The organism is Comamonas sp. MYb21, from assembly GCF_037479395.1.
In the GTDB taxonomy this organism is placed as follows: Bacteria; Pseudomonadota; Gammaproteobacteria; order Burkholderiales; family Burkholderiaceae_C; genus Comamonas.
This window is the reverse complement of sequence record NZ_JBBGZC010000015.1, coordinates 31,661-55,906: the sequence shown is the minus strand read 5'-3', so window position 1 is coordinate 55,906 and position 24,246 is coordinate 31,661. Positions and strand designations below refer to the sequence as shown.

Here is a 24,246-nt window from a genome sequence, read left to right as displayed (position 1 = left end):
GGAAGCGATTATTTTTAGGCCGGCACACTACCCACAAAAAAAACACGTCGCTTTACCAATACCCCGCCTTTAAAAGGTGGATAAGGGTAAAAACACAGACGGGCTTGTTTAACGAGATAATGCGTTACCGAGCGATTGAAGTTTAGGCATTGGCCACCCCGGGCACAATCGACATTTCGTCCGGGCAATTGATAACATGGCGTTATGAATCAGCACCCCAGCACCGACCAGACCCTGCTCAAGATGCCTTCGCTGCGGGCGGTGAAGTGCTTTGTGGCCGCCGCCCGCTATGAGAGCTTCACCCGCGCGGCCGAGACCCTGTGCGTGACCCAGGCCGCCATTAGCCGCCAGATCCGCGAACTCGAAGAGCACCTGGGCACGCCGCTGTTCGAGCGGGTCGGGCGCTCGGTCCGGCTGACGACGGCCGGCGCCATCTTTTTTGATGCGGCGCAGCTGTCCTTCATCAACATCGCACAGGCGGCATCGCGCATCCGCAAGGACTATGGCAACAATGCCCGGCGCAGCTTGACCGTGTGCTGCTCGCCGGCCTTCTCGGCCTTGTGGATGGCGCAGCGCTTGCCGAGTTTTTTCAGCGACAACCCCGATATCGACCTGGACCTGGTGACCAGCCAGAACTTTCTGTCCCTGGAGCCGGGCATCCACCCCGATATCTTCATCACCAAGATGTCGCGGCTGCGCGATGGCTATGCCAGCGTGCCGCTGTTCCATGACCGCATCTACCCCGTCTGCACCCCCGCCTACTTGCAGGCGCACCCGGAGATCCAGACCCTCGACGGCCTGCGCCACAGCGTGCTGCTGAACCTGAGCCCCTATGGGCGCTCCCAGGTGGCCGAGCATGTGGACTGGAGCGTGTGGCTGGCCATCCACCGCCTGGACCTGGACGAGCGCCAGAAAAATGGCGCGCATTTCTTCAACGCCAATGACTACAACCTGCTCATTCAGATGGTGCTGAACGGCCAGGGCGTGGCGCTGGGTTTCAACCAGCTGGTCTCGCACCTGATCGCGCAGAACCTGCTGGTGCGGCCTGTGCCCGAGGAGCTGGTGCTCGAAGAATCACGCCACTACTTTGCCTACCGCGAAGACAAGGCCAGTGACAGCGCGCTCGCCCGCTTCAGAAGCTGGTTTTTTGCGCAGTGCGGGCTGCTGCAGGAATAAGCTAAAAGGCCATCACAGCGCAGCCTGCCGCATCCTGCTGTGCATAAAAAAAGGCCAGGCTTCCCCAGCCTGGCCTTCCCTTCTCCTCCTACATTTCTTAATCGATAGGCACAATGCGGACGCTCGACTGGCTGGCGGCATCGGCGGCCACCACGCCCACAAACAGGCGGCGGTTCTGCTCGTCATAGGCCACGCCCCGGATCTTGGGCCAGCCGCTGGCCAGCACGCTGGTCTCGCCCTTGGGGCTGACGCGGAACAGCTTGCCGCCCGAGCCGCCAAAGAACAGGCTGCCGTCCGTGGCGGCAGTCATCAGGTCAATGCCATCCGAGCTGGTGAAGCTGGCGATCAGCTTGCCGTCAGCCACAGTGGCTGGCGCCGCACGCAGCTTGGCCAGCGAGAAGGACAGCACCTGGCCGCTCGTCTGGTCGCTCACATACACCGCATCGCCCACCACGGCCAGGCCCACGGGCTTGCCAAAGCCGGTGATCAGCTCGGTCTCGGTGGCAGCGCTGCCACTGATCTTGAGCTCGCTCACGGCACCTGTGCCGCCCTTGATGAACCAGCCATCCAGCAGCGATCCATCAGGCGTGGGGGTGATGCCGATGCGGCGGCGCAGGCTGTCGGTGCCGCGCAGGTTGTAGGCCGTGCCGCTCTTGGGCACCGCAGCCACGGCGCCATCCGTGCCAAAGCCAAAGCGCGTCACATAGACGGTGCCATCGCTGCCACGCGTGACCTGGCCCAAGGTCGAGCCGCTGGCGGGCGCAGCGGGCAAGGCCGCGTACTGTGCAAACTGGCTGCCGCCCTCCCATACCCGGATGGTGTTGGCCTTCTCATCGCTCACAAACAGTCGGCTTTCGTTCTTGTCCCAATACAGGCCATTCAAATCCGCAGATACCGACAAGGTGGTCGGCCCCCGGTCCGCATCACTCCCGCCCCCGCCGCAGGCCGACAAGGCGACTGCCGCGCCAGTCAGGCCCACCAGCAGCATGCGGCGTATGCCTGCATCCACAAAAGGGCGGCGCAAAAAGGGGCTGATCCATGGCATGGGCTTGTCCTCGTTCTTCATATAAAGCGCTATTATATTTTTGAATAGCGCTTGGATGGAACAACGACTGGTGCGACAGCTGAGCCCGGGATTCTCAGCGCAGCAACGGCAGGCCGTTTCATGGATACGCACCGCAAGCGGTGGGGCATTGGGCAGCTGCTCAGCCCCTTGGCCCACGCCATTGGCGCTGCCCAGCGGCCGGACGTAAGACATTGTGCGGCCCGGTTTAAGGCCATTAAAAGGAGTACCGTGGGCCGAGGCCATCCATCTTGGTGTGCCGCAATCGCCATAGACCGGAGGTCTACATGTTCAAATTCTCAGCCTATCCCCCTGCTTCGTTTTGGGATAAGTCCAAACTGATGCTCCAGAGCGCAGGTGTGCCAGCGCCGCAGGAGCAAGACAAGAAGCCGCCTGCTGACCCAGAGCGCCCAGGCCAGGATCAACAGATCGTGGCTGGCCATGGTTTCAAATTTGTATAAACGTGGGAAGCTGCCGTCCCCAGAACTGACCGCCGTTGTGCGGTTTTTTTCTACCTGGTGTGCGCTTGCGCCAGCTTTGGCAGCACTGGCGCTGTTGTGGCCACTGCCGGCAAGGGCTGGCAACTACGCCACCTGTATCCTCGACCATGCAGCACGGGTGCGCAGCGACGCGGCGGCCAAGGCCGTGTCGCAAGGCTGCTTGGCCAGCTATCCCGGTGGGATAGAGGCCGTTCGGCAAGGCGCCAGCATCGCGAGCGATGACTTCAGCTCTGGCGCCCAGTGCTCGGCAAGAAAGGCAGAAGACACGCGCAGCTCCATGGCGGCCTACCAGATCAAACGGGCCTGCCAACGGCTGTATGACCATCCCGAGGTCCCCGCACCGGCGCCGATTGCGGTGCCTTGAGAACTTCTGTTCCAAGGGTTTTTTCAGCGCGCCGTTGCTGCCTCCTCTGCCCTTGAGGGACTCCACGGCCTTCCCGGCGTGCGGCCTTGCGCTCGCAGCTAGCCATGCTGGTCGTTGCAGCGGATGCTTGCTGCCATGGAGCACTTTGCACACAGAAGTCCGCTTTGTGCTATCCTGAAATATCCGATCAGGGCATGCTTGCCCCTTGATCCGTCAAAGTGCAAGGCGCGCAAGGCTTTATGCACACATCCTAGGCAAGCCCTCCAAGCCACAATAAATTCCTAGGGTCGGCTTTTCCCTCTTTCGCATTTATTTCTGGCGCTTCATGCTCCACCGTTTCAGCGCGTGGAGCGCGCACCCATGTTTCAATTTTTTAAAGATACCCACAAGATTTCCCGTTATTTCATCTCGCCAGGCGTGTGCGAGCAAGCAGACGGGAAATTCCAAGCAGCAGTCTCATTGAAGTCCGGCCAGGGCTCGGTTGCGCAAGACACCGTGTACACCTTCTCCAAGCTGTTCGAGACAGCGCAGGAGGCGGTCGATCACGCCAAGCATGAGGGCATGCAGCTTGCCCTCATGAAATAAGGCCACAGGCCATCACCAAGGACATCCGTTGAGCAAAGAAGACCTTATCGAAATGCAGGGGAAGATCGAAGAAATTCTCCCAGATGCGAGATATCGCGTGAACCTGGACAATGGCCACTCGCTGATTGCATATACCGGTGGCAAGATGAGAAAGCACCGTATCAAGATCATTGCCGGGGACAACGTGACGATCGAAATGTCCCCCTACGATCTGTCGAAGGGTCGCATTACCTTCCGGCATCTTGCGCCTCGCTCGGGAGCCGCCCCCGGCGCCAAGCAGTTCCGCAAGCGCTAGACATTCCAGCGTCCACAACGGCACATGGCTGTGCCGATCCATAACCGCCCATGGGCGGTTTTTTTATGGGCCGCTGCAGGCAGCGCTTGCCGCGCCATGGGTTATCAGCCGCCGCACAGCTCGCATTTGCAGCGGCTTCTGCCCAATGCTTGCGCCAACCGAGCAGCCAGCGCCACGGCTGGCTGCAAACCAACAAAAACTGGGCTGACCGGGCTCAGATGCGAGCCAGAGGGATGCTGCGGATTCACGTTAGGCTTCAAACCAATCGACATCGAGCGAAATGGCATAGCTCCGCTTCTTGCCGTCCACGCCCGTGCCACCACCGCCAATATAGGCATCGCATGACGTGACCTGGGCATGCAGGCCTGCGTCCTGCAGCATGACTTTGAAAGGCATCAGGTCTCTGACAGACAGCTGACCTATGCGCAATCCATCCACCACCACCGACACGGGCTTGTCCGTGTTCTCCTTGCCTTCTTCCGGAACGAGGAACGCGATGCAGTCCCGGTTGGCGTTTTCACCAGAGCTGTTTCCTGCGACGCGGAAAATGTTCGCCGTATAGGTGCCGTCGTCAGCCACCTTGACCGTCTCTCCGCGCGCCCAATGCTTTTTTGAGCTCAGGTCTTTCAATGCGATCGTCGCCTTCAAGGGGCCACGAAGAAACCCAGGTGTTCTCGGCGGCCCTCTGGACAGCAGCCAGTACGCAAAATAGGACAGCCAGCACAGGAAGAAAAACAACAGTATTTGTCCATAGCTCATCTCGTTCCTTTAATCGACGCTGTCTGTCAGGCTACCGCATCGCAAGGGGGAGGGAGCGAGAGCAAGAAGATGTCCTTCAAGTAGGCGCTTCCCGCGTTTACCCAATAAGCGGCCAGGCCGCAAAAATGGCGGCCTGTATTTGGCATGTACGCAACGACGGCGCTTCAAGCGCCAGCGCCTGGCCAGGCCGCGAGGCGCTTTGCAAGAGGGAGAGAGGGGACAGGCGGCCCGTTGTCAGCGAAGCAGCATATGCCCATGGCAGCGAGGCCAGGGCGGGTGCCGCCGATCACGGGCCTGGGACGCAACGCTGGCCAAGGCCCGGCCTACGTCAGTCGTCCACCCCGATCATCACCGACGAGGCCTTGATCACGCCGTAGGCCTTGGCGCCCTCTTTCAGCTTCAGCGCATCGGCCGAGTTGGTGGTGATGCTGGAGGCAATCTGCACGCCCGGTGCGATTTCCAGAACAACTTCGGTAGAGACGGGGCCGCGGGTGATGGAGATAACGGTGCCGCTCAAGACATTGCGTGCGCTGATTTTCATGGGGATTCCTTTGGGAGCGGTGGGTACCGCGAAATAAACGAACGCTCTATTCTGGCCGCATTTGCCGCGCGGCCCAAGCAGCAGACCCCCTCCACCGCCGTGATGGCAGCAGCGGGCCATGGCGCAATCACGCCACAGATCCCCGGCCAGGTCTAGGCACATCTAGAAACAGTCATAAAATGCGAATAATTCTCAAATGCATCGGATTGCTGCCTGCTCTGTACCGCCTCCCATGTCTGCCATTCCCGACGTCCAGCTTCTCTACACCGGCCACCACCAATGGCTGCAGCAGCGCTTGCAGCACCGGCTCGGCAATGCCGCCGATGCGCAGGACATGGCGGCCGACACCTTTGTCTGCGTGCTCACCAGTGCCACGCCCCCCGAGGCCATCCGTGAGCCCCGGGCGTTCTTGACGACCATTGCCAAGCGGCTTTTGATCAACCACTGGCGCCGCCGTGATCTGGAGCGCAGCTACCTCGAAGCGCTGGGCGCCCAGCCCGAGCCGCTGATGCCCTCGCCCGAAGAGCTGGCGGTGCTGCAGGAAACGCTGGCCCATGTGGCCCATGCGCTCGACGGCCTGCCGCTGCCGGCCCAGCAGGCCTTTTTGCTCAGCCAGCTCGATGGCCTGGGTTACGAGGCGATTGCACAGCGCCTGGGCATCTCGCACAGCACTGTGCGCCGCCATATGGCAGAGGGCTTTCGCCGCATTGCACTGGCCCTGGCCCGGCAGGATGCCGGCATTACCGCGCCAGTGCGCAACGCAGTACCTGCGATCGCGGGCAGCCTGAGCGCTGGATGACGGCCAGCCCCGAATCCACGCTCGACCCGGTCAGCGAAGCTGCCGTGGAATGGCTGGTGCAGTTCCACTCGGGCGAGATGACCGACGCCGACCAGGCCCGCCACCGCGCCTGGCTCGCCGCCCACCCCCAGCACCAGCTGGTCTGGCAGCGGCTGAGTGGCAGCCTGCATGCGCAGTTTGGCGCGGCCCGCGCCGTGGCCACGCCCAAGGCCGCCGCCGCGATGGGCGATGTGATGGGCCAGGCCCTCGCGCATGCCCAGCGCCGGGGCAGCAGCCGGCGGCGTCTGCTCAGCGGTGCGCTGGCCATCGGCGGTGTCTCTGCAGGCGCCCTGCTGCTGGCCGACCGCCAGATGCCCTGGCGCCAGATGACCGCCGACCTGCGCACCAGCACCGGCGAGCGCCAGAGCTTTACCCTGCCCGATGGCAGTGAACTGCTCCTGGATGCCCGATCGGCCGTGGACCTGGACTTTGGCCCAGGCCGACGCCGGGTCAAGCTGCGCCAGGGCGCGCTGCTGGTGCAGGCCAAGCCCGCCAGCAACGGCCTGCCGCCGTTTGAGGTGCTGAGCCCGCATGGCAGCATCCAGGCGCTGGGCACCCGCTTTTCTGTGCGGCTGGAAGACGCCAGCAGCCGCTACACCCGCGTCGGCATGCTTGAGCACGCCACGCGCCTGACGACCGCAGCCGGTGCCAGCCAGGTGCTGGACGAAGGCCATAGCGCGCGCTTTGACACCTTGTCCATCGACGCCGACGACATCAACCCCCAGGCAGAGGCCGCCTGGCAGCGCGGCATGCTGGAGGTGCACAACCGGCCGCTGGGCGAGGTGGTGCAGGCGCTGCGCGCCTACCGCCGGGGTTTTGTCCGCATCAGCGCCCAGGCTGCCGCGCTGCGGGTCTATGGCAACTATGCGCTCGACGACAGCGACCGCGCCTTGGATGCGCTGGCGGCAACCTTGCCGATCACGGTGCGCGTCTACCAGCGCGGCTGGCTGGTCGTGATCGAAGCGGCCTGAGGCGCGCAGACCTGCCCGGACAGGTCTGTCGAGGACGGGGCTGCAGCGCATCACCCCCACCTCGCAAAAATAAATGAACACTTTTTTGCGCTCGCTCTACATACCTTGGAAGCCTCGATTTATCTACCTGCATTTCCAAGGACCCTATGCCACTCCGCCGCTCGCCCACCCTGCCCACTGCACCTATGGGCGCCATCGCACTGGCCGCCGCACTCGCCGCTGCCATGTCCTGCACCCTGCCTGCCCAGGCCCAAACCCGCAACCCGGCCGCCGTCCAAAGCTATGACCTGCCCGCCCAGCCGCTGGGCAGCACGCTGGCCCGCATCGCCTCGCAAAGCGGCCAGCAGATCAGCATGGATGCCAGCCTGGTGCAAGGCCGCACGGCGCCTGCCCTGCGCGGCAGCTATGCCCCGGAGGATGCTGCACGCGCTGCGCTGGCCGGCAGCGGGCTGGAGCTGGTCAAGATCGACGGCAGCACCTGGTCGTTGCGCGCCGCGCCCCATACGGGAGCCGGAGCCGGCGCCACGACCGTCAGCAGCGATGCCGCCGCCGCTGGCCTGACGCTCAACGAGATCCGCGTGACCGCGCCGGCGATCCGCAGCGCCACCACCGAGCAGACCGGCGCCTACACGCCGCGTGCCGTCACCATCGGCAAAGGGGAGCAGGCGCTCAAGGACATTCCCCAGTCGATCAGTGTGGTCACCCGCCAGCTGATGGATGAGCAAAACGCGACCTCGGTCTACGACGCGTTGGGCAGCACCACCGGCATCACCTTGCTGCAAAGCCCGCAAGGCGGCAAGTACATCTACTCGCGCGGCTTCAGCATGGCCACCATCCAGTATGACGGGGTCAATGTGCAGCGCCTCTATGGCCGCGCCAGCAACTACCAGGGCGGCACCGCCATCTATGACCGCGCCGAAGTGCTGCGCGGCTCGGCCGGCCTGCTGCAAGGCGGGGGCGATCCGAGCGGCGCCGTCAACCTGGCGCGCAAGCGCCCGCTCAAGGAAGGCGGCGTCACCGTCACCGCCAAGGCCGGCTCCTGGGACCGCTATGGCGCGCAAATCGATGGCAGCGGCGCGCTGAACGCCGAAGGCAGCCTGCGCGGCCGCGCCGTCATCGATGTGGACGACCAGCACTCCTTCATCGACTACGCCAACCAACGCAACGGCACCCTGTACGGCACCCTGGAGTACGACATCTCGCCCCAGACCCAGGTCAGCGTGGGCGCCAGCTACGAGTCCTTCAAGGGCCGGCCCTTTATCTCGGGCCTGCCGCACTACAGCGATGGCCGCGACATCGCGCTGCCCCGCTCCACCTACCTGGGCGCCATCTGGAACCGCCAGAACAACAACACCCGAACGCTGTATGCAGACCTGAACCACCAGTTCAACAGCCAATGGCGCGCCAAGGTCTCGGCCCTGCATGTCAAGGAGGAGTTGGACATGAAGTACGCCTCGTCCCAGCGCGCCGTGGCCGCTGCCACCGGCCTGGGCGCCAGCGTCAGCAACCTGACCCAGGCCGACCAGAGCGCCTCGGGCCTGGATGCGAGCCTGGTGGGTGATTTCAGCGCCTTTGGCCGCGAGCACCAACTGGTGCTGGGCACCAGCTACAGCCAGGGCAAGGTCACCAGCGACTACAGCTCGATCAGCCCGGCCGTCCCGATCAATGTGTTTGACCCGGACCCGTTCCGCAGCGAGCCCAGCGACGAGGCCATTCGCTATGCCAACACCGAGCGCACCTTGGGCAAGACGCGCCAGGCCGGCGCCTATGGCGCGCTGCGCCTGCAGCTGAGCGATCCGCTCAAGCTGGTGCTGGGTGGACGCCTGGGCAGCTACAAGACCGATTTCGACACGATTACCACCACCACTGGCAACGTGGCCGCTTCGTCCACGCACCAGGACAACACCCGCTTCATGCCCTTTGCCGGGCTGATCTACGCCCTCAACCCGCAGTGGTCGGCCTACGCCAGCTATGCCGATATCTTCAACCCGCAGTGGTCGCTGAACGCAGCGGGCCAGAACTTGAAACCCATCCAAGGCGCCACCTATGAGCTGGGGCTCAAAGGAGAAATCCTGGGCGGCCGGGCCAACACCTCGTTTGCGCTCTACCGCGTCGACCAGAAGAACCGCGCCACCGAAGACATCGCCTCCGGCCCCGACTGCCGTGACGGCTACTACTGCTACACCGACGACGGGCGCGTGCGCAGCCAGGGCTTTGATGCCGAGATCAGCGGCGAGCTGAGCCGGGGCTGGAACCTGTTTGCCGGCTACACCTTCAACCGCAACACCTACAAGCGCGACATCAACAACGAAGGCCTGGACTTCAACAGCTACACGCCCAAGCACCTGCTGCGCCTGTGGACCACCTACCGCCTGCCCGGCGACTGGAACGCGCTCACCATCGGCGGCGGCGTCAACACCCAAAGCGCCTCCTACCGCAAGATCGGCGCGATCAGCCTCAATGCCCCGGGCCGCGCCGTCTGGAGCAGCTATGTGCGCTACCAGATCGACCCGCATTGGCAGCTGAGCCTGAACTTCAACAACATGTTCAACAAGCGCTACTACTCGTCCATCGGCAACCTGGTCAACAGCAGCCACTATGGCGATCCGCGCAACGCGATGCTGACCTTGCGCGGCTCGTTCTAAACCGCGTCTGCGCAGATGGCAGGCGAGTTTCGCCAACGCATGGCCTGGCTGCACACCTGGTGCGGCCTGGTCAGCGGCTGGCTGCTGTGCGCGATCTTTCTGACCGGCACTTTGAGCGTGTTCCGCGCGCCCATCACGCGCTGGATGCAGGCCCAGCCGCCGCTGGAGGCCGCAGCAGCGCAGGCCCCACTGGCGCTGGATAAAGCCGCGCGCCACCTGGCCAGCGAGGCCGCTGGCGCGCGCTTTTGGCGCATTGAGCTGCCCCAGCAAGCGGGCGATGCGCTGCTGCTGGCCTGGCAACCGGCTCGCGGCCAGCGCGGCGGCCTGCACACCGCTGCGATGGACCCGGCCACGGGCGCCCTGCTGCCCCAGCCCTGGGGGCGCAAGACGGAGGGCGGGCGCCATTTCATGAGCTTTCACTACAGCCTGCATGCGGGCACCATCGGCTTTTGGCTGGTGGGCTTTTTGGCCATGTGCATGCTCGTCGCGCTGGTCTCGGGCGTCGTCGTGCACCGGCGCATCTTTGCCGACTTTTTTACGCTGCGGCTGGGCAAGGGCCAGCGCTCCTGGCTGGATGCGCACAACGTGACCGGCGTGCTGGCGCTGCCCTTTCTGTTCATGATTGCCTACACGGGTCTCGCCTACTTCTACAGCAGCTATATGCCCTGGCCGCTGCGCGCCGTGTATGGCGACAGCCCCCAGGCCCAGGCGCGTTACCAGGGCGAGCTCTCGCCCGAGGCCGCGCCGCCACGCCGCAGTCTGCAGGGCCAGCCCGCTGCGATGCAGGACCTGGCGCAGCTGCTGGACCAGGCGCAGCAGCTGACCGGCCGCAGCCCGCGCATGCTGTTTATCGAGCGGCCCGGCGATGTCTCGATGACCGTGCGCGTCTTTCACCAGCCGCCCAGCGACACACAGACTATCCTCCACCAGGCCGCTCAGGTGAGTTTTGATGGGGTGAGCGGCGCGGTGCTGCAGCTGCGCAACCCCGACCCACACGCCCCTACCCACAGCGGCCAGATCCACCCGGTGCTCGAAGCGCTGCATGTGGCCAGCTTTGGTGGCTGGACACTGCGCTGGATGTACTTTGTCTTTGGGCTGATGGGCACGGCAATGATGGCCACCGGCACCATGCTCTTTATGGTCAAGCGGCGCAAAAAAAGCGCGCAGGAGTTTGGTGGCGCTACCGCTGGCTTTTACCGGCTTGTCGAGTGCCTGAACGTGGCCGCCCTGGCCGGTATGGCACTGGCCTGCATGGGCTACTTCTGGCTCAACCGCCTGCTGCCAGCCTCCCTGCCGGGGCGCGAGCTGTGGGAGATTCGGGGCTTCCTGATTATCTGGGCCGCCAGCGGGCTGCATGCCGCCTGCCGGCCCCCGGCGCGGGCCTGGGTAGAGCAGCTGGTGCTGGCAGCGGCCCTGTGCATGCTGCTGCCGCTGCTGAACCTGGCCACCACCGGCCTTTGTGCCTGGCATTACGCCCAGAGGGGCGACTGGCAAAGCGCCAGTGTGGAGCTGGTTGCCATCGCGTTTGGCATGCTGCTGATGGGCATGGCCAGGACAGTAAAGCGGCACTGGCACAGCCCAGGCCCGCGGGCAACGCTGGCTCCGCTGCCAAAGCCGGCCAAGCCTGCAAAGTGGCAGGCCGCCCAGCCAGGCTACCGCCTGCAAGTGAGCAGCCGGGTACTGGCCGCCTGCCTGGGCGGCTATGGCCTGGCCAGCCTGGCCGCAGCAGCCCTTGCGCGCATGCTGCCCAGGTTCAGCGGGCTATCCAGCGCCGAAGCGGTGCTGAGCGCCAGCCTGCTGAGCTTTGTGCTCTATACCGCCCTTGCCATCTGGGTGTTCAGCACCCGCAGCGCCAGCCAGGCCTGGCTGGGCCTGGCCATGCTGGCCTTGGCCTGCGCCGCCTTGGTTCTTGCTTAGAGTCGCTGCAAAATCCTCGCCTGGTGGGAGGAACCCGAGCCGCCCGCACCGCCCCGGAGCCAGCGGCTGGGCCTGGGCAGCGGCGAAAAAACGCTCTTGCCAAGGTCTTGCGCCAAGGTCTTGATCACAAAGCAGCTACGGTATTTCCAACTGGTGTGTCCATTTCCCATAACCACATAATCTATCCTCAGGAATCCCCGAAGCATCTGCCATAAATTCCGAATTGTGCTTCTGCCACCCATCCGGTTCAATGGGGCCATCTGGAGGTCCCCCATGCATGATTCAATGTTCTTTTATGGCTTGCTGACAGCCACCTTTCTTTTTGCCGGCATGGTGAAGGGAGTGACAGGGATGGGTCTGCCGACGGTGGCGATGGGGCTGCTGGGCATGGTGATGCCGCCGGCCATGGCGGCAACGCTGTTGGTGGTGCCATCCTTTGTCACCAATGTTTGGCAACTGTTCTCTGGCGGCGCGATTGCAGCGCTGGTGCGGCGCCTGTGGCCCATGCTGGCGGCCATGGTGATCGGGACGGTGGGCGGGTCCGCGCTCCTGGTGCGCGTTGACCCCCGCTGGTCCGGCTTCGCCCTGGGATCGGCCTTGATCGTCTATGCGGTCTATGCCTTGTTGGCGCCCGCGCTCTCCATCCCGCGTGCGCTGGAGGCATGGCTTTCACCGCTGGTGGGGCTGGTTACCGGCATGGTCACGGGGGCCACCGGCGTCTTTGTCATGCCAGCCGTTCCCTACCTTGGCGCTCTTGGCTTGCACAAGGACGAGCTGGTGCAGGCGCTGGGGCTGTCCTTCAGCATCTCGACCCTGGCCCTTGCCGCAGGTTTGCTGGCCAACGACGCATTTCGCCTGAACCAGCTGGGCCTGTCGTCACTCAGCGTCATCCCTGCGTTGCTGGGCATGTGGCTGGGCACTTGGGTCCGGGCGCGTATCAGCCCCCAGCGCTTTCGGCAGTGCTTTCTGCTACTGCTGCTTGTCCTGGGGCTCGAACTTGCCTCTCGGCCGTTCTTTTAAGTACCTGCTCAAAAGGCCGCGCCATCTAAGAACCTGTTCAAAGGCCCATGGGCAGTCAGCCAGATGCGGGGCGGGTTGTGACTCAGTGCCAACCACCGAACGCGCGCCGCCCCAGGCCTAGATGCCAGCACACCTTGGGCATGCCCATGCAGACCGTTGACAGCACCGCTGCCCGCACCCGCCGCCGCACAGCGGCCCATCGCTTGCATCGCAAAAATTCGTCGCTATAATCCGCGACCTATGGTCATCATCTCGTACGCCTTCGCTGTGCTGTACCGCCTCGCTTCCTAAGCGCGGCACGATTTCCTATTCCCATTTGAAACGATGCCGCCGCACGGGCGGCATTTGTTTTTTCAACGGGCCTTCCTGCGGCATTTTTCCCAGAAAGGACCCCGTCTTGTCTTCTCCCTGCGCTTCTTTCACCGCCCTGGCGCTGCTGCCTGACAGCGCCGGCCTGCGCCTGCACGCGCCGCATTTGCCTGCGCACAGGGCCTTGCGATGACGCACGCCGCCATCGCCCTTGCCCTGTGGACCGCATCGCTGCTGATTGCCGCATGGCAAGGCCGCGCCGGCCGTATCGACCGCCGCGATTACCGGGCGCTGCTCACCGTCGCGGGCCTCGCTGGCCTCACCTCCGCCGCGCTGGCGCTGATCGCACTCGTCGCTGGGGGCACCGCGCCCTGATGCCCGCCGCTGCACCCCACCTCACCCACCCCATGTCCATGCTGCTACAGCAAGTCCTTCCATGACAACCGATACCCACCTACCTGCCAGCGGCCTGCGCTTTGCCGCCTCTCTCGCGCTGATTGCCGTGCTCGGCCCCTCGGCCACCGACATGTACCTGGCCTCGATGCCCGAGATCGCCACGGAACTGGCCGTGCCCTATGCCCAGGTGCAGCTGACCCTGACGGTGTTCCTGCTGGCCATGGGCCTGGGCCAGTTGCTGTTTGGCCCCATCGTCGATGCCTTTGGCCGCCGCCGGCCGCTGCTGGCGGGGCTGTTGGCCTTTGCGCTGGCCTCGTTCTGGGCCAGCCAGGCGTCCTCCATCGGCATCTTGCTCACCAGCCGCTTTGTGCAAGGGCTGGCCGGCGCGTTCACCCTGGTGGTGGTGATGAGCTCGGTGCGCGATGTGGCCAAGGGCGCGCGTGCCGCCCAGCTCTTTGCCTTGCTGATGACCATCGAGGGCCTGGCCCCGGTGCTGGCGCCTGCCGTGGGCGGCTATGTCGATGTGCATTACGGCTGGCGCGGCGTCATGGTGGTGCTCGGCGCGATGGGCCTGTTGGTCCTCTTGAACACCGCGATGGCCCTACCCGAAACCCTGCCGCGCGCGGCCCGGCTGCCGCTGCGGCTGCGCTCCGTCGCCAGCACCTACCTGCGCATTGCCAGCGACCGGCAGTTTCTGCTGCCCGCGCTCGCGCTGTCCAGCGCCTTCTTTGTGCTGTTCATCTACATCGCCGGCGCCTCGCTGGTCTACCAGCAGCGCTTTGGCCTGAGCCCCGACCGCTTTGGCCTGGTCTTTGGCGCCACCGGCGTGGCGGTGCTGATGGGCGCAGTCACCAGCGGCAAGCTGGTGCAGCGCGCCGGCGTTGCGCGGCTGGCGGTCATCGGCGCACTGCTCATGGTGGCCGGCTCCGGCCTGGCCCTGGCCGCCGCTGCCGCGCAGCTGGGCCTGCCCGGCATCGTGCTGGGCATGTTCCTTGCGATGTGGGGCCTGGGCATGGCCGAGGCCACCTTGATGTCGATGGCGATGGGCTCGCAGCACAGTGCGTTGGGCTCCACCGCTGCGCTGCTGGGCGCCTTCCAGCTCAGCATCTCCTCGGCCGCCACGCCGCTGGCCGGCAAGGTGGTGGTGCTGGGCACCGTTCCGTGGCTGGCCTTCATGCTGCTGGCCTCTGCCGTGCTGTGGCTGCTTACCTGGCGCAGTGCCCAGCAGGCGCCATCTACGCTCCATGCGCTGGCGGGGCATTAGCGCGCCAGGGGCAATAACAGCCGCATTTACCGTAAATGCGTGATGGCAGATCTCCCTCTTTGCGTCAAAATGTAGCGATGGCTATTGCGCAACTCCCCGTACTGCTGGTTGATGACGACCCCGACATGCTCGCCCGGCTGGGCGCCGTGCTGGGCTCGGTAGGCGTCGCAGCCGATCAGCTGTGCGAGGCTGGCTCGCTGGCCGAGTGCCAGCAATTGGTGACCGCGCCCGAAGGCGGCCTGCAGCCCATGGTGATGGCGCTGATCGACCTGGGCCTGCCCGATGGCAATGGCATTGACCTGATTGACTGGCTGCGCGCGCGCAACCCGGTGCTGCCGATTCTGGTGGTGTCGGCCTGGAGCACCGAGGAGATGATCCTGGGCGCGCTGCGCGCCGGCGCCAATGGCTATGTGCTCAAGGAGCGCGACGACCTGGAGATTGCGCTGTCGGTGCGCAATGTGCTCAAGGGCGGCGCGCCCATCGACCCCTTTATCGCCCGGCGCATTCTGGACCTGGTGGGGCGCCCGGCCGGGCGCCCTCCCACCCCGTCGCAGCCGCCCGACCCGGCGCTGCGCGAAGCGCTCACCGAGCGCGAGCGCGAGATCCTCGACCATGTCGCCGCCGGCATGAGCAACCGCGAAATCGCCGAATGCCTGCACCTATCCCGATGGACCATCGACACCCATATCCGGCATATCTACGACAAATTGGCCGTGAGCTCGCGCACGCAGGCCTTGCGGCGTGCACGCGAGCATGGCTTGCTGCGCTGATCTGTCTGGCAGCGCTATGCCAGGTACCGCCCGCGCAGGCCCAAGGCCAGCCCTGGCCCGGCACGGCCGAGGCCGCGCGCTCGGACTGGAATGCCCAGCAGCCACCCGACAACGGCTGGGTGCCGGTGAAGGTGCCCAACGACTGGAACCAGCAATGGCCGGGCTATAGCGGCGTCGTCTGGTACCGGCTGCGCTGGGACATCAGCGGCGAGCCACAGACCCAGGGCCTCTACATCCACTACCTGATGCAGGCCGGGGTCATCTCGGTCAACGGCGTGGAGCTGCAGCGCGACCCGTATTTGACCGAGCCGATGACACGTGCCTGGAACACGCCGCGCTACCTGGTACTGCCCGCACCGCTTCTGCACAGCGGCAGCAACGAGCTGCTGATCCGCGTGAGCGGCTACTACGCCTACCAACCCGCGCTGGGGCCGGTGGAGATCGGCGCACCCGAGTTGCTGCGCGCGGCGCAGCAGGACAGCTACCTGGTGCGGCACAACCTCAACTGGCTGCACCTGGGCGTGGGCGCAACCCTGGGCTGCTTCTTCCTGGTGCTGTGGTTGATGCGCCGCCAAGAGGCCGCCTACGGCTGGTATGCCGCACGCCAGGCCGCCTGGGTCGGCTTTACCGTCAACTTTGTCAGCGTGACGCCCTGGCCGTTCCACCACATCAACACCTATGCGGCTGTGGTCTCGATCGCCTATGTGCTCTACCACGGCTGCAATGCCATGTTTGTGCTGCGCTTCATGGGCCGCCGCTGGCCCAGGCGCGAGGCCGCCATGTGGCTGGTTATTGCCGCGCTGGCGGCCATCACCTTGCTGGTGCCCGATGCGCAGCTCAGAGAGATGCGCAACGTCATGGCCTGGGCCTCATCGGCCCTGCTGTTCACCACCGCTGGCGTGTTTGTCGGCCTGGCCTGGCGCAACGGCAACCAGGCCCAGCGCCTGCTGTCGCTCACGGCGCTGGCCAGCGCGCTGGCGATGGCGCATGACCTGCTGGTCTTCACCCGCATCGTGGACGACAACTTCTACCTGGCCACCTACACCGAGCCACTCGCCACCGTCGGCATTGCGCTGACCTTGGCCTGGACCTTTGTGCAGAACACCCGGCGCGTGGAGAGCTTCAATGACGAGATGCAGCACCATGTGGCCGAGGCCCGCGCCGAGCTGACCGAATCGCTGGCCGGCCGCCATGAGCTGGAGCTGCTGCAGGCCCGCCTGGGCGAGCGCGTCAATATCGCCCACGACCTGCACGACGGCCTGGGCGGCATGCTGATCGGCAATATCACCACCTTGGAGCGCACACGCGGCGCGCTGCCACCCGACCAGGTACTGGGCATGCTCCGAGGCATGCGCGATGACCTGCGGCTGATCATCGACCTGGCCTCCGCCCAGCACTATGGCGAGCTATCACTGGGCGAGCTGCTCGCCCCCATGCGCTACCGCATGAGCCAGCTGTTCGAGGTGCACGACATGGAGGTGCACTGGCAGCTGAGCCATATCGACCAGCTGCACCTGCCCACCAGCGCCAGCCTGGATGTCCTGCGCATTCTGCAAGAAGCCCTGACCAATGCCTTCAAACACAGCCATGCCCAACGCGTGGACGTGGTGCTGGCCCGCGAGGCCGGCCAGCTGCTGCTGCAGGTGCAGGACAACGGGGTGGGCCTGCCTGCGGCCAAAGCAGCCAACACCCCCACGCACGGCACCGGCCTGCGCAGCATGCAGGCCCGGGCGCAGCGGCTGGGTGCGCAGTTGTCGGTGGGGTCGCAAGGGGGGCTGACGACGGTGGTGCTGCGGGTGCCGCTGCCGGCTGTGGTGGAAGTGCGGGACATACCTGAGGTCTGACACCCCCGCGTAGTCAGCTATTTGAGGTACGACTGGATTAGACTAAGAAAATCATTCAACCAATTAGAAGAGTCGCTCGCTACTAATGTCCCGCGCATCAAAAACGTTCTTAATCTCTATCCAAGATGCGACCACGCTCCTTGCGCATTTCGACTCACTCCATAAGCAAAATGCGGAGTCAGCAGAGGTTCTCAAACGAGCAGGGCTCGTGATGGCACTTACCGCATGGGAGACCTATGTGGAAGATCGCGTCATAGAGGCAGTTGCCGCCAGATTAAAAGCGGTGAACGGTAGTCCTATCGGGGATTTCGTGAACAACAAGCTCACGGAGGAATTGAAGCGCTTTCACAACCCCAATTCAGAGAAGACCAAAAAGCTATTTCTTGATTACTTGCAGGTCGATGTGACCGCAGGGTGGGCATGGCTTCACTACGACACTGCGTCAGCAAAAAAGTCACTTGATCAACTCATCAGCCGCCGTGGAGATGTGGTTCATCGCTCGAAACCAGTAACTGTCGGGGCACCTGCACCTCACATGGTCAAGCGGGATGACTTGGAGAAAGCCATTCGCTTTTTAACTGGCCTTGTAACTGCCACGGAACATGCTCTTGAAGCAGAGTGACGGTGAAGGCTTCATAAAGGCAAACGGCTGACTTGGCCAAGCCAGCCGTTCGCCTAGGACCTGTCTCCCTGCCCTCCTACACCCCCTCCACCTCTGCTTATTCACCACATCTCGGCGCCCGGCCCCCGCAATACAGGCTGGCCCGGCGCCCCACCACTCAATCGGCCTTGCGCGCCACCACACGGCGCCCGACCAGGCCCATCCCGCCCACCAGCGCAGCCAGCAAGGCCAGTGCCCAGCCCGACAACGCAGGGACCGCAATGGGGTTGGTGCCGCCGTTGCCCGGAGGCGCGGTGACGACCACCTGCGACGGGGTCAAGGTCACAGCGGCGGCGTTGTTGCTATCGCCGCTGTAGGTCACGGTGATAGCGCGCTCGCCCTGCGCCAACGCGGAGGTGGTGCAGCTGGCGGTGGCGGTATCGCCCACGGTGACAAGGGCCACAGGGCCGCCGCAGAGCACGCTGGGGCCATCGCTGAAGGTGACGGTGCCGCCAGGGGCGCTGCCGGTCACCGTGGCGGTCAAGGTCACTGCCTGGCCCTGCTGCACTTGCTGCGGGCTGGCTTCCAGGCTGACCTGCGCGGCAGCCTGGCCAACGGCAAAGCTGGCACTGCTGTTTTGCAGCACAGCCGGCTCGGCCAAGCCAGGGTTGAGCGCCAGGCTGGCGACGAGGCTCTGGCTACCGGCTTGGGCAAACTCCAGATCGTCAAACACGGCAGTGCCGGTGGCAGTGGCCAGGTCTACCGATACCGGCGTGGTGGCCAACACCAGCTTGGCCAGGCGGCCCGTGCCCGGGCCTTGGGCCAGCTGCACGCTGCCCAACGAGGCGAGTGCGCCAAGGGCTGGGTAGCTGGTACTGCTAAAGGCCTGTCCGTTTTCTTGCAGTGTGACTTGCGGCGCTGGCAGCATGGGCGTGTTCAGCGCCACCGCTGATGGCTGCACGCTGAACTGCATCGCGTAATGGCTTTGCACGGCACCGGCATCCACGCAGGATGCGGGCACCAGACCATCGGCCACATAGGGGCGCGCGGCGCCGCGCTGGTCCAGCGGTGGCACCGTCACCTCTGCCGCGCTGGCCACGCCCGCGCAAATGCTGCGCGAACCGGGCAGCGCCAGCAGGGTTGGGGTGTTGCCACCGTAGTGGCCCAGCGGTGCCAGGCCAGGGTCGATGGTCGTAGGCGTGTCCTGGGTAAAGACATTGCCACCGCCATCAATGAGGGTCAGCCCTGTGCTGCGGATATCAGCCGCTGGCCCAGCGCCGCCGCTGTTGCCGGCCACGATGCTGTTCACCAGGTTCAGGCTGGGGGTGTTGCCACCGTCGGCTGCGCCACTGATACCACCGGCAATGCCGCTGCTATTGCCTGCCAGCGTACTGTTCAGCAGCACCAAACGGCTCTGGCCCTGGCTGAACAGGGTGCCGCCTTGGCCGGCCGCGTTCGGGCTGGCATTGGCGCTGAAGGTGCTGTTCTCGATCTGCGCCACACTGCCCAGGTTGGCAAGCGCACTGCCGCCCAGGTCGCCTTGGTTGGACACCCAGGTGCTGCCGCGCAAGGTGGCGGTGTTGCCCGCCGCCACCAGCAGACCACCGCCCAGTTGCGCAGCACTGTTGCTGTCGAAGCTGGAACCTTCAATCTCCAACGCACCCGTTCCATGCGAGTACACGGCGCCGCCCGAGCCCGCCTGGGCCAGCGTGTCATTGTCACCGCTATAGCCACCGGCTGCGGCCACATTCTGCGCCAGCACCAGGTTTTGCAGCTGCACCAAGCCGGATGAATGGTTGAGCACCGCGCTGCCGCCGTTGGAGCGGCCTTGCGCCAAGCGCAGGCCCGCCAGGCGCACCGGCTGCGCGGCGGCCTCGATCTGCAGCACACGGCTGGCACCATTGCCGCTGACCGTCAGCACATCGGCGCCCGGGCCCTCGATGGTCATGCTTTTACCCAGGCTGATCTGGCCATGGGCCAAGCTGATGGTCTGCGGCGCAGCGGGGTTGAACACGCTGGCATCAAACTGGATGACGGGCGCGCCGCCCAGCATATTGGCCTGCAGCACCGCATCGCGCAAGGTGCAGCTGTTGGCATTGCCCTGGGCGCAGGCTTGTGGGTTGCTGCCATCGCTGTCGCCAGCGTTGTTGACCACATAGCTGGCCGCAAAGAAGCGCAACACGCTGGCGGGCGTGATGGGGCTCATGCAATTGGCGTTGGGCACGGCCAGATAGCAGCCTTGGGTAAACACCTGTACCGCTGCATCGCTGCCGCCCGCGCCAGCCGGCGCCACAAAGCTGAGCGACGTGGGCGTCACATTGAAAGGCTGGATATAGGTAAAGCCTGCAAATTGCACTTGGGCCGTGGCATCAAAGTGGCTGCCGTTCACCGTCACCACCGTGCCGCCTGCGGCATCGGCCACGGAGGGCGCCAGACTGGTGACGAGGGGCGGCAGCAACAGCACCTGCGTGCTGGCCGAGCCTTGTACCACGGGGTTGGACAGCGCATCTGCCACCGTGATCTGCTGGCTGCCCGTGGCGGCCAAGGTGGCGCTGAAACTGCCCGCACCGCCGGAGAGTGCGGCACCTGCGGGCAACTGTGCCCCGGCATCACTGCTGCTGAAATGCACGGTGCCGCTGTAGCTGGGCATCGCATGGCCATCGGTATCGAGCGCGTTGACGCTGAAGTTAAACGCCTGGCCCGCAGCCACTTGCGCTGGCAGGCTGATACCAAATCCGCCCAGCTGCTGGGCCGCGACGGTAAAGGCCGCGCTGCTGACCGAGGCTGCGCCCAGGTGCGCATTGAGGCTGACGCCCGAAACCGGCACGCCACCGGGCAATGTGAAGCTGACCGTGCAAGCAGCCTGGCCGCTGGCATTGCTCGGCGCGCAGCTGGCGCTGGAGGTCAGGCCCGCATGTGTGCTGGCAAGCAAGGCCGGGGTCACCCCCAGCAGAGGCTGTCCGCTGCTTTGCACATCCACCGTCACCGGCAACGCCGCACCCGGCGCCACCTGGCTGGGGAAAGGCGAAGGGCTGGCAAATGCCAGGGTATAGGCCTGGCCTTGCACAGCACCTGCATCAATCACCGCACCTACGGTCGCTGGGCGCGGTGCGCCGATCTGGTCGAGAGCCTGCTCGCCTGCTGCGTAGCGGCCCAGACCCAGCGCCGGTGAGCCCGCCAGGGGCGGCATCGTTGGCATGGTGCCGCCATAGGCGCCCAAAGCGGCAAGCCCGATCACAGGCAGGCCTGTGTCGGCTGCGTTGGCGATATGGACGGAACTGTTCTGGTTCACCAAGCTGCTGCCGCCCACCACATTCGGAAAGCTTGGCGCCGTGTTGCCGCGAATGATGGAGTTGACCACCAACGGCGCGCTGCTGCCCTCCCTGTAGAAGCCTCCACCCCAACTGGTTGCTTGGTTTGCGCTGATGGTGGAGTTGTGGATGGCAATGCTGCCACCTGAGCTACTGTTGATGCCGCCACCTTGGCGGGCCACATTGTTGGCAATGGTGCTGTTGTGGATCAGCAGCGCCGTGGCAGTCGGATCATTCTGGATGCCGCCGCCGTAGCCAAACGACGCGTTGCTGGCCGTGTTGTTGGCCACCGTGCTGTTGAGCAAGCTGAGGCTGCCGCGGTTGAGGATACCGCCACCGTTGCTCGTGCTGGTGTTGGTGTTGCTATCGATCCAGCAGCTGTCGACCGTGAGCTTGGCAGCGCTGTTGATGCCTTGGCGCGCGCCACTGATGCGCAGCCCAGCGAGACGAACCTCCAAGGTACTTCCGGTACCGCTCGCGCCTTGGCCGGCATTCATCACAAACATGGTCTGCGAGGTGCTGCCCCTCAAAGTCAGCAGATGCGCACCCGGGCCCGCAATGTCCACGCTGTAACGCGGGGCCAATTGGCTCACCGCAATCGTCTGCGGAGACGAAAACAGGCCCGCCTCAAACTCGATGCGCGCCGCAACGCTGCTGTCTGCATCGGCATTGAGCGCCAAAATGGCATTGCCGAGGGTGCAAGTGCCGCTATTGCCTGCATCACAGCCCGACGCATTGGTGGTGGAACTGCTCACCGCATTGACCACATAGGTTTTGGCCTGGGCCGCCAGTGGCAGTGCAACTACCAATGCCAAACTGCCCAGCAAAACCAACTGCCGCAAACGGCTCCCGGCTGCCTTTGCCTGCACAGTGCGTTCCAGCAGCGTTGCCAGCCCAACTGTGCCGCCTTGCGCCCGCCGGTTGGCGTTACCAGCGTTGCCAAATCTAACCATAGTTACCCCCAGTCTTGTCTTGAGCGCAGACTAAAGGGGCAAGCCGGTTTTGCCATCCCGTAAATTAGTGATTCGGCTGCGGGTGGCCGGCTTTCAGGGCCTGCCCAGGGGAGATGTGGAGGTATCTCGAGGCCCATGCCCGGCACTGGGGCGCTGGTTCAGCGCTCGGGTTAAAGCCAGTGCAGTCCGCTTGCTTATCAGCGTCCAGCCGCCAAGCTTGCCAGACCTACTCGGCGTCACCGACGGCGTGGTTTGGCCCAAGCGGAAGAATACAGAACAGGTGCCTGGCATCCTGCCCTCCGCTTCTGCGCATGCAAGGACAAATAGCGGTTGGCCTCCGCCCGATGGCGCTTGCCGAGGGCCCCATGCGAGCGGGTACCTTGGTGCAGCCTGCACAACATGCCTCGCGCAAGTCCAAGGCTCAAGGTTGACCCGTCCCCTGCTGAAGCTGCCGGCTCAACGCCTCTATCTCGGCATCGATCCAGGACAAGCGCGCATGGTCGCTGGTGCCCGGCGCCGGCCTGCGGGCCAGCAACTCCGCCCCTTCTTCCCTCAAGGCTGCCAATCTTTCAGCCAAATCCTGCAGGTTGCTAGAACGTTCTGACATTTGGTTTTCTTCAATTTTCTTTGAAAAATTAACTCTACCTATTTATTTGATGAAATCTATCCGGCGTTACAAAAACTACATAACGAAGCGATTTCCGCTTACAGGGCGCCCGTGCCAGCCGGTTGAACTTTTCCGCCAAGCACGGTCCCGGCTGCCCCGGATTTGCCAAGACCACAGCCATGCGGCATTTACATGGCATCTGCGCAGCAGCCCCGTCTGAGGCGCTGATGCGCCAAAACAGGATGCCCGCGCAAGCCCCTCGCTGACAGCGGGCTGCCGGGGTCGCCACTACGCTTTTGCGACGAGATCAGCGCATTTCTCAAAACCACAAGAGCAGCACCACATGGTCAAACCCCCAAAGCCTTTGGCTTATGTCACCGATGCCTCGCCCGGCTGGCAGCGCATCCAGCGCGGCGACGGGTTTGTTTACCAAAACCAGCGTGGGCAGACCATTCGCAACCCGCGCCAGCTCGAACGTATTCGCCTCTTGGTCATTCCTCCCGCCTACACCGATGTGTGGATCTGCCCCGATCCGCAGGGCCACCTGCAGGCGACGGGCCGCGATGCCCGGGGGCGCAAGCAGTACCGCTACCACCCGCTGTGGCAGGAGCAGCGCAAGCAGACCAAGTTCGAGCGCATGGCGGCCTTTGCGGCCAAGCTGGGTCTGATTCGAAGGCGCATCCAGCGCGACCTGAAAGCGGGCGATACCACGCAGACCTCGGTGGCGGCAGCGGTGGTCCGCCTCCTGGACACCACCGCGCTGCGCATTGGCAATGACAGCTATGCGCGCGATAACGGCTCCTTTGGGCTGACGACCCTGCGCAACCGCCATGTGACGATGCGCGCATCGCGCATCCGTCTGGCGTTCAAAGGCAAGAGTGGCGTGGAGCAGCAGGTGGAGCTGGAGGACCCGCGCGTCGCGCGCATCGTGCGGCGCTGCCAGGACCTGCCGGGCCAGCGGCTGTTCCAGTATATGGATGACGCGGGCGAGCGCAAGCAACTGCGCTCTGAGCATGTGAATGCCTATCTGCACGAGATCGCCGGTGAGGACTTCAGCGCCAAGGACTTTCGCACCTGGCATGCCAGCGTACTGGCCTTGTCGCTGGCGCTGCAGTCGCGCAGCAGCGATGCCCCGCTGACGGCACCCGATATCGTCCGCCAGGTCGCCCAGCACCTGGGCAATACCGTGGCGGTCTGCCGCAAGTACTATATCCACCCGCTGGTGATGGAGGTCTGCGAAGGCCCCGAGGGCGGCGCGCGCTGCGATGCCTATGCGGGCAAGCTGCGCGGCAGCGCGGGATTGCGCGAGGCCGAGCGCAGGCTGATGGCGTTTTTGGCAAGCGGCAAACCCAAAGAGTAAGAACAAAATTCATTCTGCAGAGCTTGCCTAACCCAAGCCAGGGTTCTGATCGTGCAACGAAAAAAGGGGAGGTATGTTTCCATACCTCCCCCGACGTCTGTGGAGACTCTACCTGTTGTGCCAATCTCTTGGTAGGCAACAGGCTGGCGAAATATCT

At 64.5% G+C, this 24,246-nt stretch carries 19 protein-coding genes; 15 read left to right on the top strand and 4 right to left on the bottom strand.

What is annotated here, in order from left to right; genetic code table 11:
* Positions 1-204 precede the first annotated feature (204 nt).
* Entirely contained in the window at positions 205-1,176 is a 972-nt protein-coding gene (locus tag WH367_RS20770) for a LysR substrate-binding domain-containing protein (protein WP_339537525.1), read from the top strand.
* Positions 1,177-1,273: 97 nt separating this feature from the next.
* Here the strand turns inward: WH367_RS20770 and WH367_RS20765 are convergent, their stop codons facing one another.
* The gene (locus tag WH367_RS20765; protein ID WP_339537524.1) at positions 1,274-2,242 is read right to left on the bottom strand and encodes a hypothetical protein; all 969 of its coding nucleotides are present in this window, start codon (positions 2,240-2,242) and stop codon (positions 1,274-1,276) included.
* Positions 2,243-2,680: 438 nt separating this feature from the next.
* Here WH367_RS20765 and WH367_RS20760 point away from each other — a divergent pair, with 438 nt between their 5' ends.
* The 3 genes from WH367_RS20760 (at position 2,681) to infA (ending at position 3,983) form a co-directional block, all read left to right on the top strand.
* Complete coding sequence (locus WH367_RS20760) at positions 2,681-3,103, top strand: hypothetical protein (protein ID WP_239645036.1); 423 nt, start codon at positions 2,681-2,683, stop codon at positions 3,101-3,103.
* A 360-nt stretch (positions 3,104-3,463) separates the two neighbouring features.
* Positions 3,464-3,688 carry a hypothetical protein gene (locus WH367_RS20755; RefSeq protein WP_021028220.1) on the top strand — a complete coding sequence of 75 codons (225 nt, stop codon included), beginning with the start codon at positions 3,464-3,466 and terminating at the stop codon, positions 3,686-3,688.
* 28 nt (positions 3,689-3,716) lie between these two features.
* Complete coding sequence (infA, locus tag WH367_RS20750; RefSeq protein ID WP_312990313.1) at positions 3,717-3,983, top strand: translation initiation factor IF-1; 267 nt, start codon at positions 3,717-3,719, stop codon at positions 3,981-3,983.
* A 249-nt stretch (positions 3,984-4,232) separates the two neighbouring features.
* Here infA and WH367_RS20745 read toward each other — a convergent pair whose 3' ends face one another.
* Both WH367_RS20745 and WH367_RS20740 read right to left on the bottom strand, forming a co-directional pair.
* A complete protein-coding gene (locus WH367_RS20745) occupies positions 4,233-4,742 on the bottom strand; it encodes a hypothetical protein (protein WP_339537523.1) in 510 nt (169 codons plus the stop codon).
* A 328-nt stretch (positions 4,743-5,070) separates the two neighbouring features.
* Positions 5,071-5,283 carry a TOBE domain-containing protein gene (locus WH367_RS20740; RefSeq protein ID WP_021028223.1) on the bottom strand — a complete coding sequence of 71 codons (213 nt, stop codon included), beginning with the start codon at positions 5,281-5,283 and terminating at the stop codon, positions 5,071-5,073.
* 232 nt (positions 5,284-5,515) lie between these two features.
* Between WH367_RS20740 and WH367_RS20735 the strand changes: the two genes are divergently transcribed.
* The 10 genes from WH367_RS20735 (at position 5,516) to WH367_RS20690 (ending at position 17,879) form a co-directional block, all read left to right on the top strand.
* Positions 5,516-6,082 carry a sigma-70 family RNA polymerase sigma factor gene (locus WH367_RS20735; protein WP_339537522.1) on the top strand — a complete coding sequence of 189 codons (567 nt, stop codon included), beginning with the start codon at positions 5,516-5,518 and terminating at the stop codon, positions 6,080-6,082.
* Positions 6,079-7,092, top strand: coding sequence for a FecR family protein (locus WH367_RS20730; protein ID WP_339537521.1), 1,014 nt, complete (start codon positions 6,079-6,081; stop codon positions 7,090-7,092). The genes WH367_RS20735 and WH367_RS20730 overlap by 4 nt, the downstream gene beginning before the upstream one ends.
* Positions 7,093-7,238: 146 nt before the next feature.
* On the top strand, positions 7,239-9,737 hold the full coding sequence (locus WH367_RS20725) for a TonB-dependent siderophore receptor (protein WP_339537519.1): 2,499 nt from the start codon (positions 7,239-7,241) through the stop codon (positions 9,735-9,737).
* 39 nt (positions 9,738-9,776) lie between these two features.
* Positions 9,777-11,654 (top strand): PepSY-associated TM helix domain-containing protein, encoded by a 1,878-nt coding sequence (locus WH367_RS20720; protein WP_339537518.1) that lies wholly within the window; start codon positions 9,777-9,779, stop codon positions 11,652-11,654.
* A 273-nt stretch (positions 11,655-11,927) separates the two neighbouring features.
* Positions 11,928-12,674, top strand: coding sequence for a sulfite exporter TauE/SafE family protein (locus tag WH367_RS20715; protein WP_339537517.1), 747 nt, complete (start codon positions 11,928-11,930; stop codon positions 12,672-12,674).
* Positions 12,675-13,172: 498 nt separating this feature from the next.
* Positions 13,173-13,358 (top strand): hypothetical protein, encoded by a 186-nt coding sequence (locus tag WH367_RS20710; RefSeq protein WP_339537516.1) that lies wholly within the window; start codon positions 13,173-13,175, stop codon positions 13,356-13,358.
* A gap of 61 nt (positions 13,359-13,419) precedes the next feature.
* Entirely contained in the window at positions 13,420-14,643 is a 1,224-nt protein-coding gene (locus WH367_RS20705) for a multidrug effflux MFS transporter (protein ID WP_339537515.1), read from the top strand.
* Positions 14,644-14,720: 77 nt separating this feature from the next.
* Complete coding sequence (locus WH367_RS20700; protein WP_021024671.1) at positions 14,721-15,413, top strand: response regulator transcription factor; 693 nt, start codon at positions 14,721-14,723, stop codon at positions 15,411-15,413.
* Positions 15,414-15,538: 125 nt separating this feature from the next.
* Positions 15,539-17,257 carry an ATP-binding protein gene (locus tag WH367_RS20695; protein WP_339537514.1) on the top strand — a complete coding sequence of 573 codons (1,719 nt, stop codon included), beginning with the start codon at positions 15,539-15,541 and terminating at the stop codon, positions 17,255-17,257.
* An 85-nt stretch (positions 17,258-17,342) separates the two neighbouring features.
* On the top strand, positions 17,343-17,879 hold the full coding sequence (locus tag WH367_RS20690) for a HEPN domain-containing protein (protein ID WP_021024673.1): 537 nt from the start codon (positions 17,343-17,345) through the stop codon (positions 17,877-17,879).
* Positions 17,880-18,036: 157 nt separating this feature from the next.
* Here the strand turns inward: WH367_RS20690 and WH367_RS20685 are convergent, their stop codons facing one another.
* A complete protein-coding gene (locus WH367_RS20685) occupies positions 18,037-21,984 on the bottom strand; it encodes an IPTL-CTERM sorting domain-containing protein (RefSeq protein ID WP_339537513.1) in 3,948 nt (1,315 codons plus the stop codon).
* 1,088 nt (positions 21,985-23,072) lie between these two features.
* Between WH367_RS20685 and WH367_RS20680 the strand changes: the two genes are divergently transcribed.
* Complete coding sequence (locus WH367_RS20680) at positions 23,073-24,089, top strand: DNA topoisomerase IB (protein WP_339537512.1); 1,017 nt, start codon at positions 23,073-23,075, stop codon at positions 24,087-24,089.
* Positions 24,090-24,246: the final 157 nt, after the last annotated feature.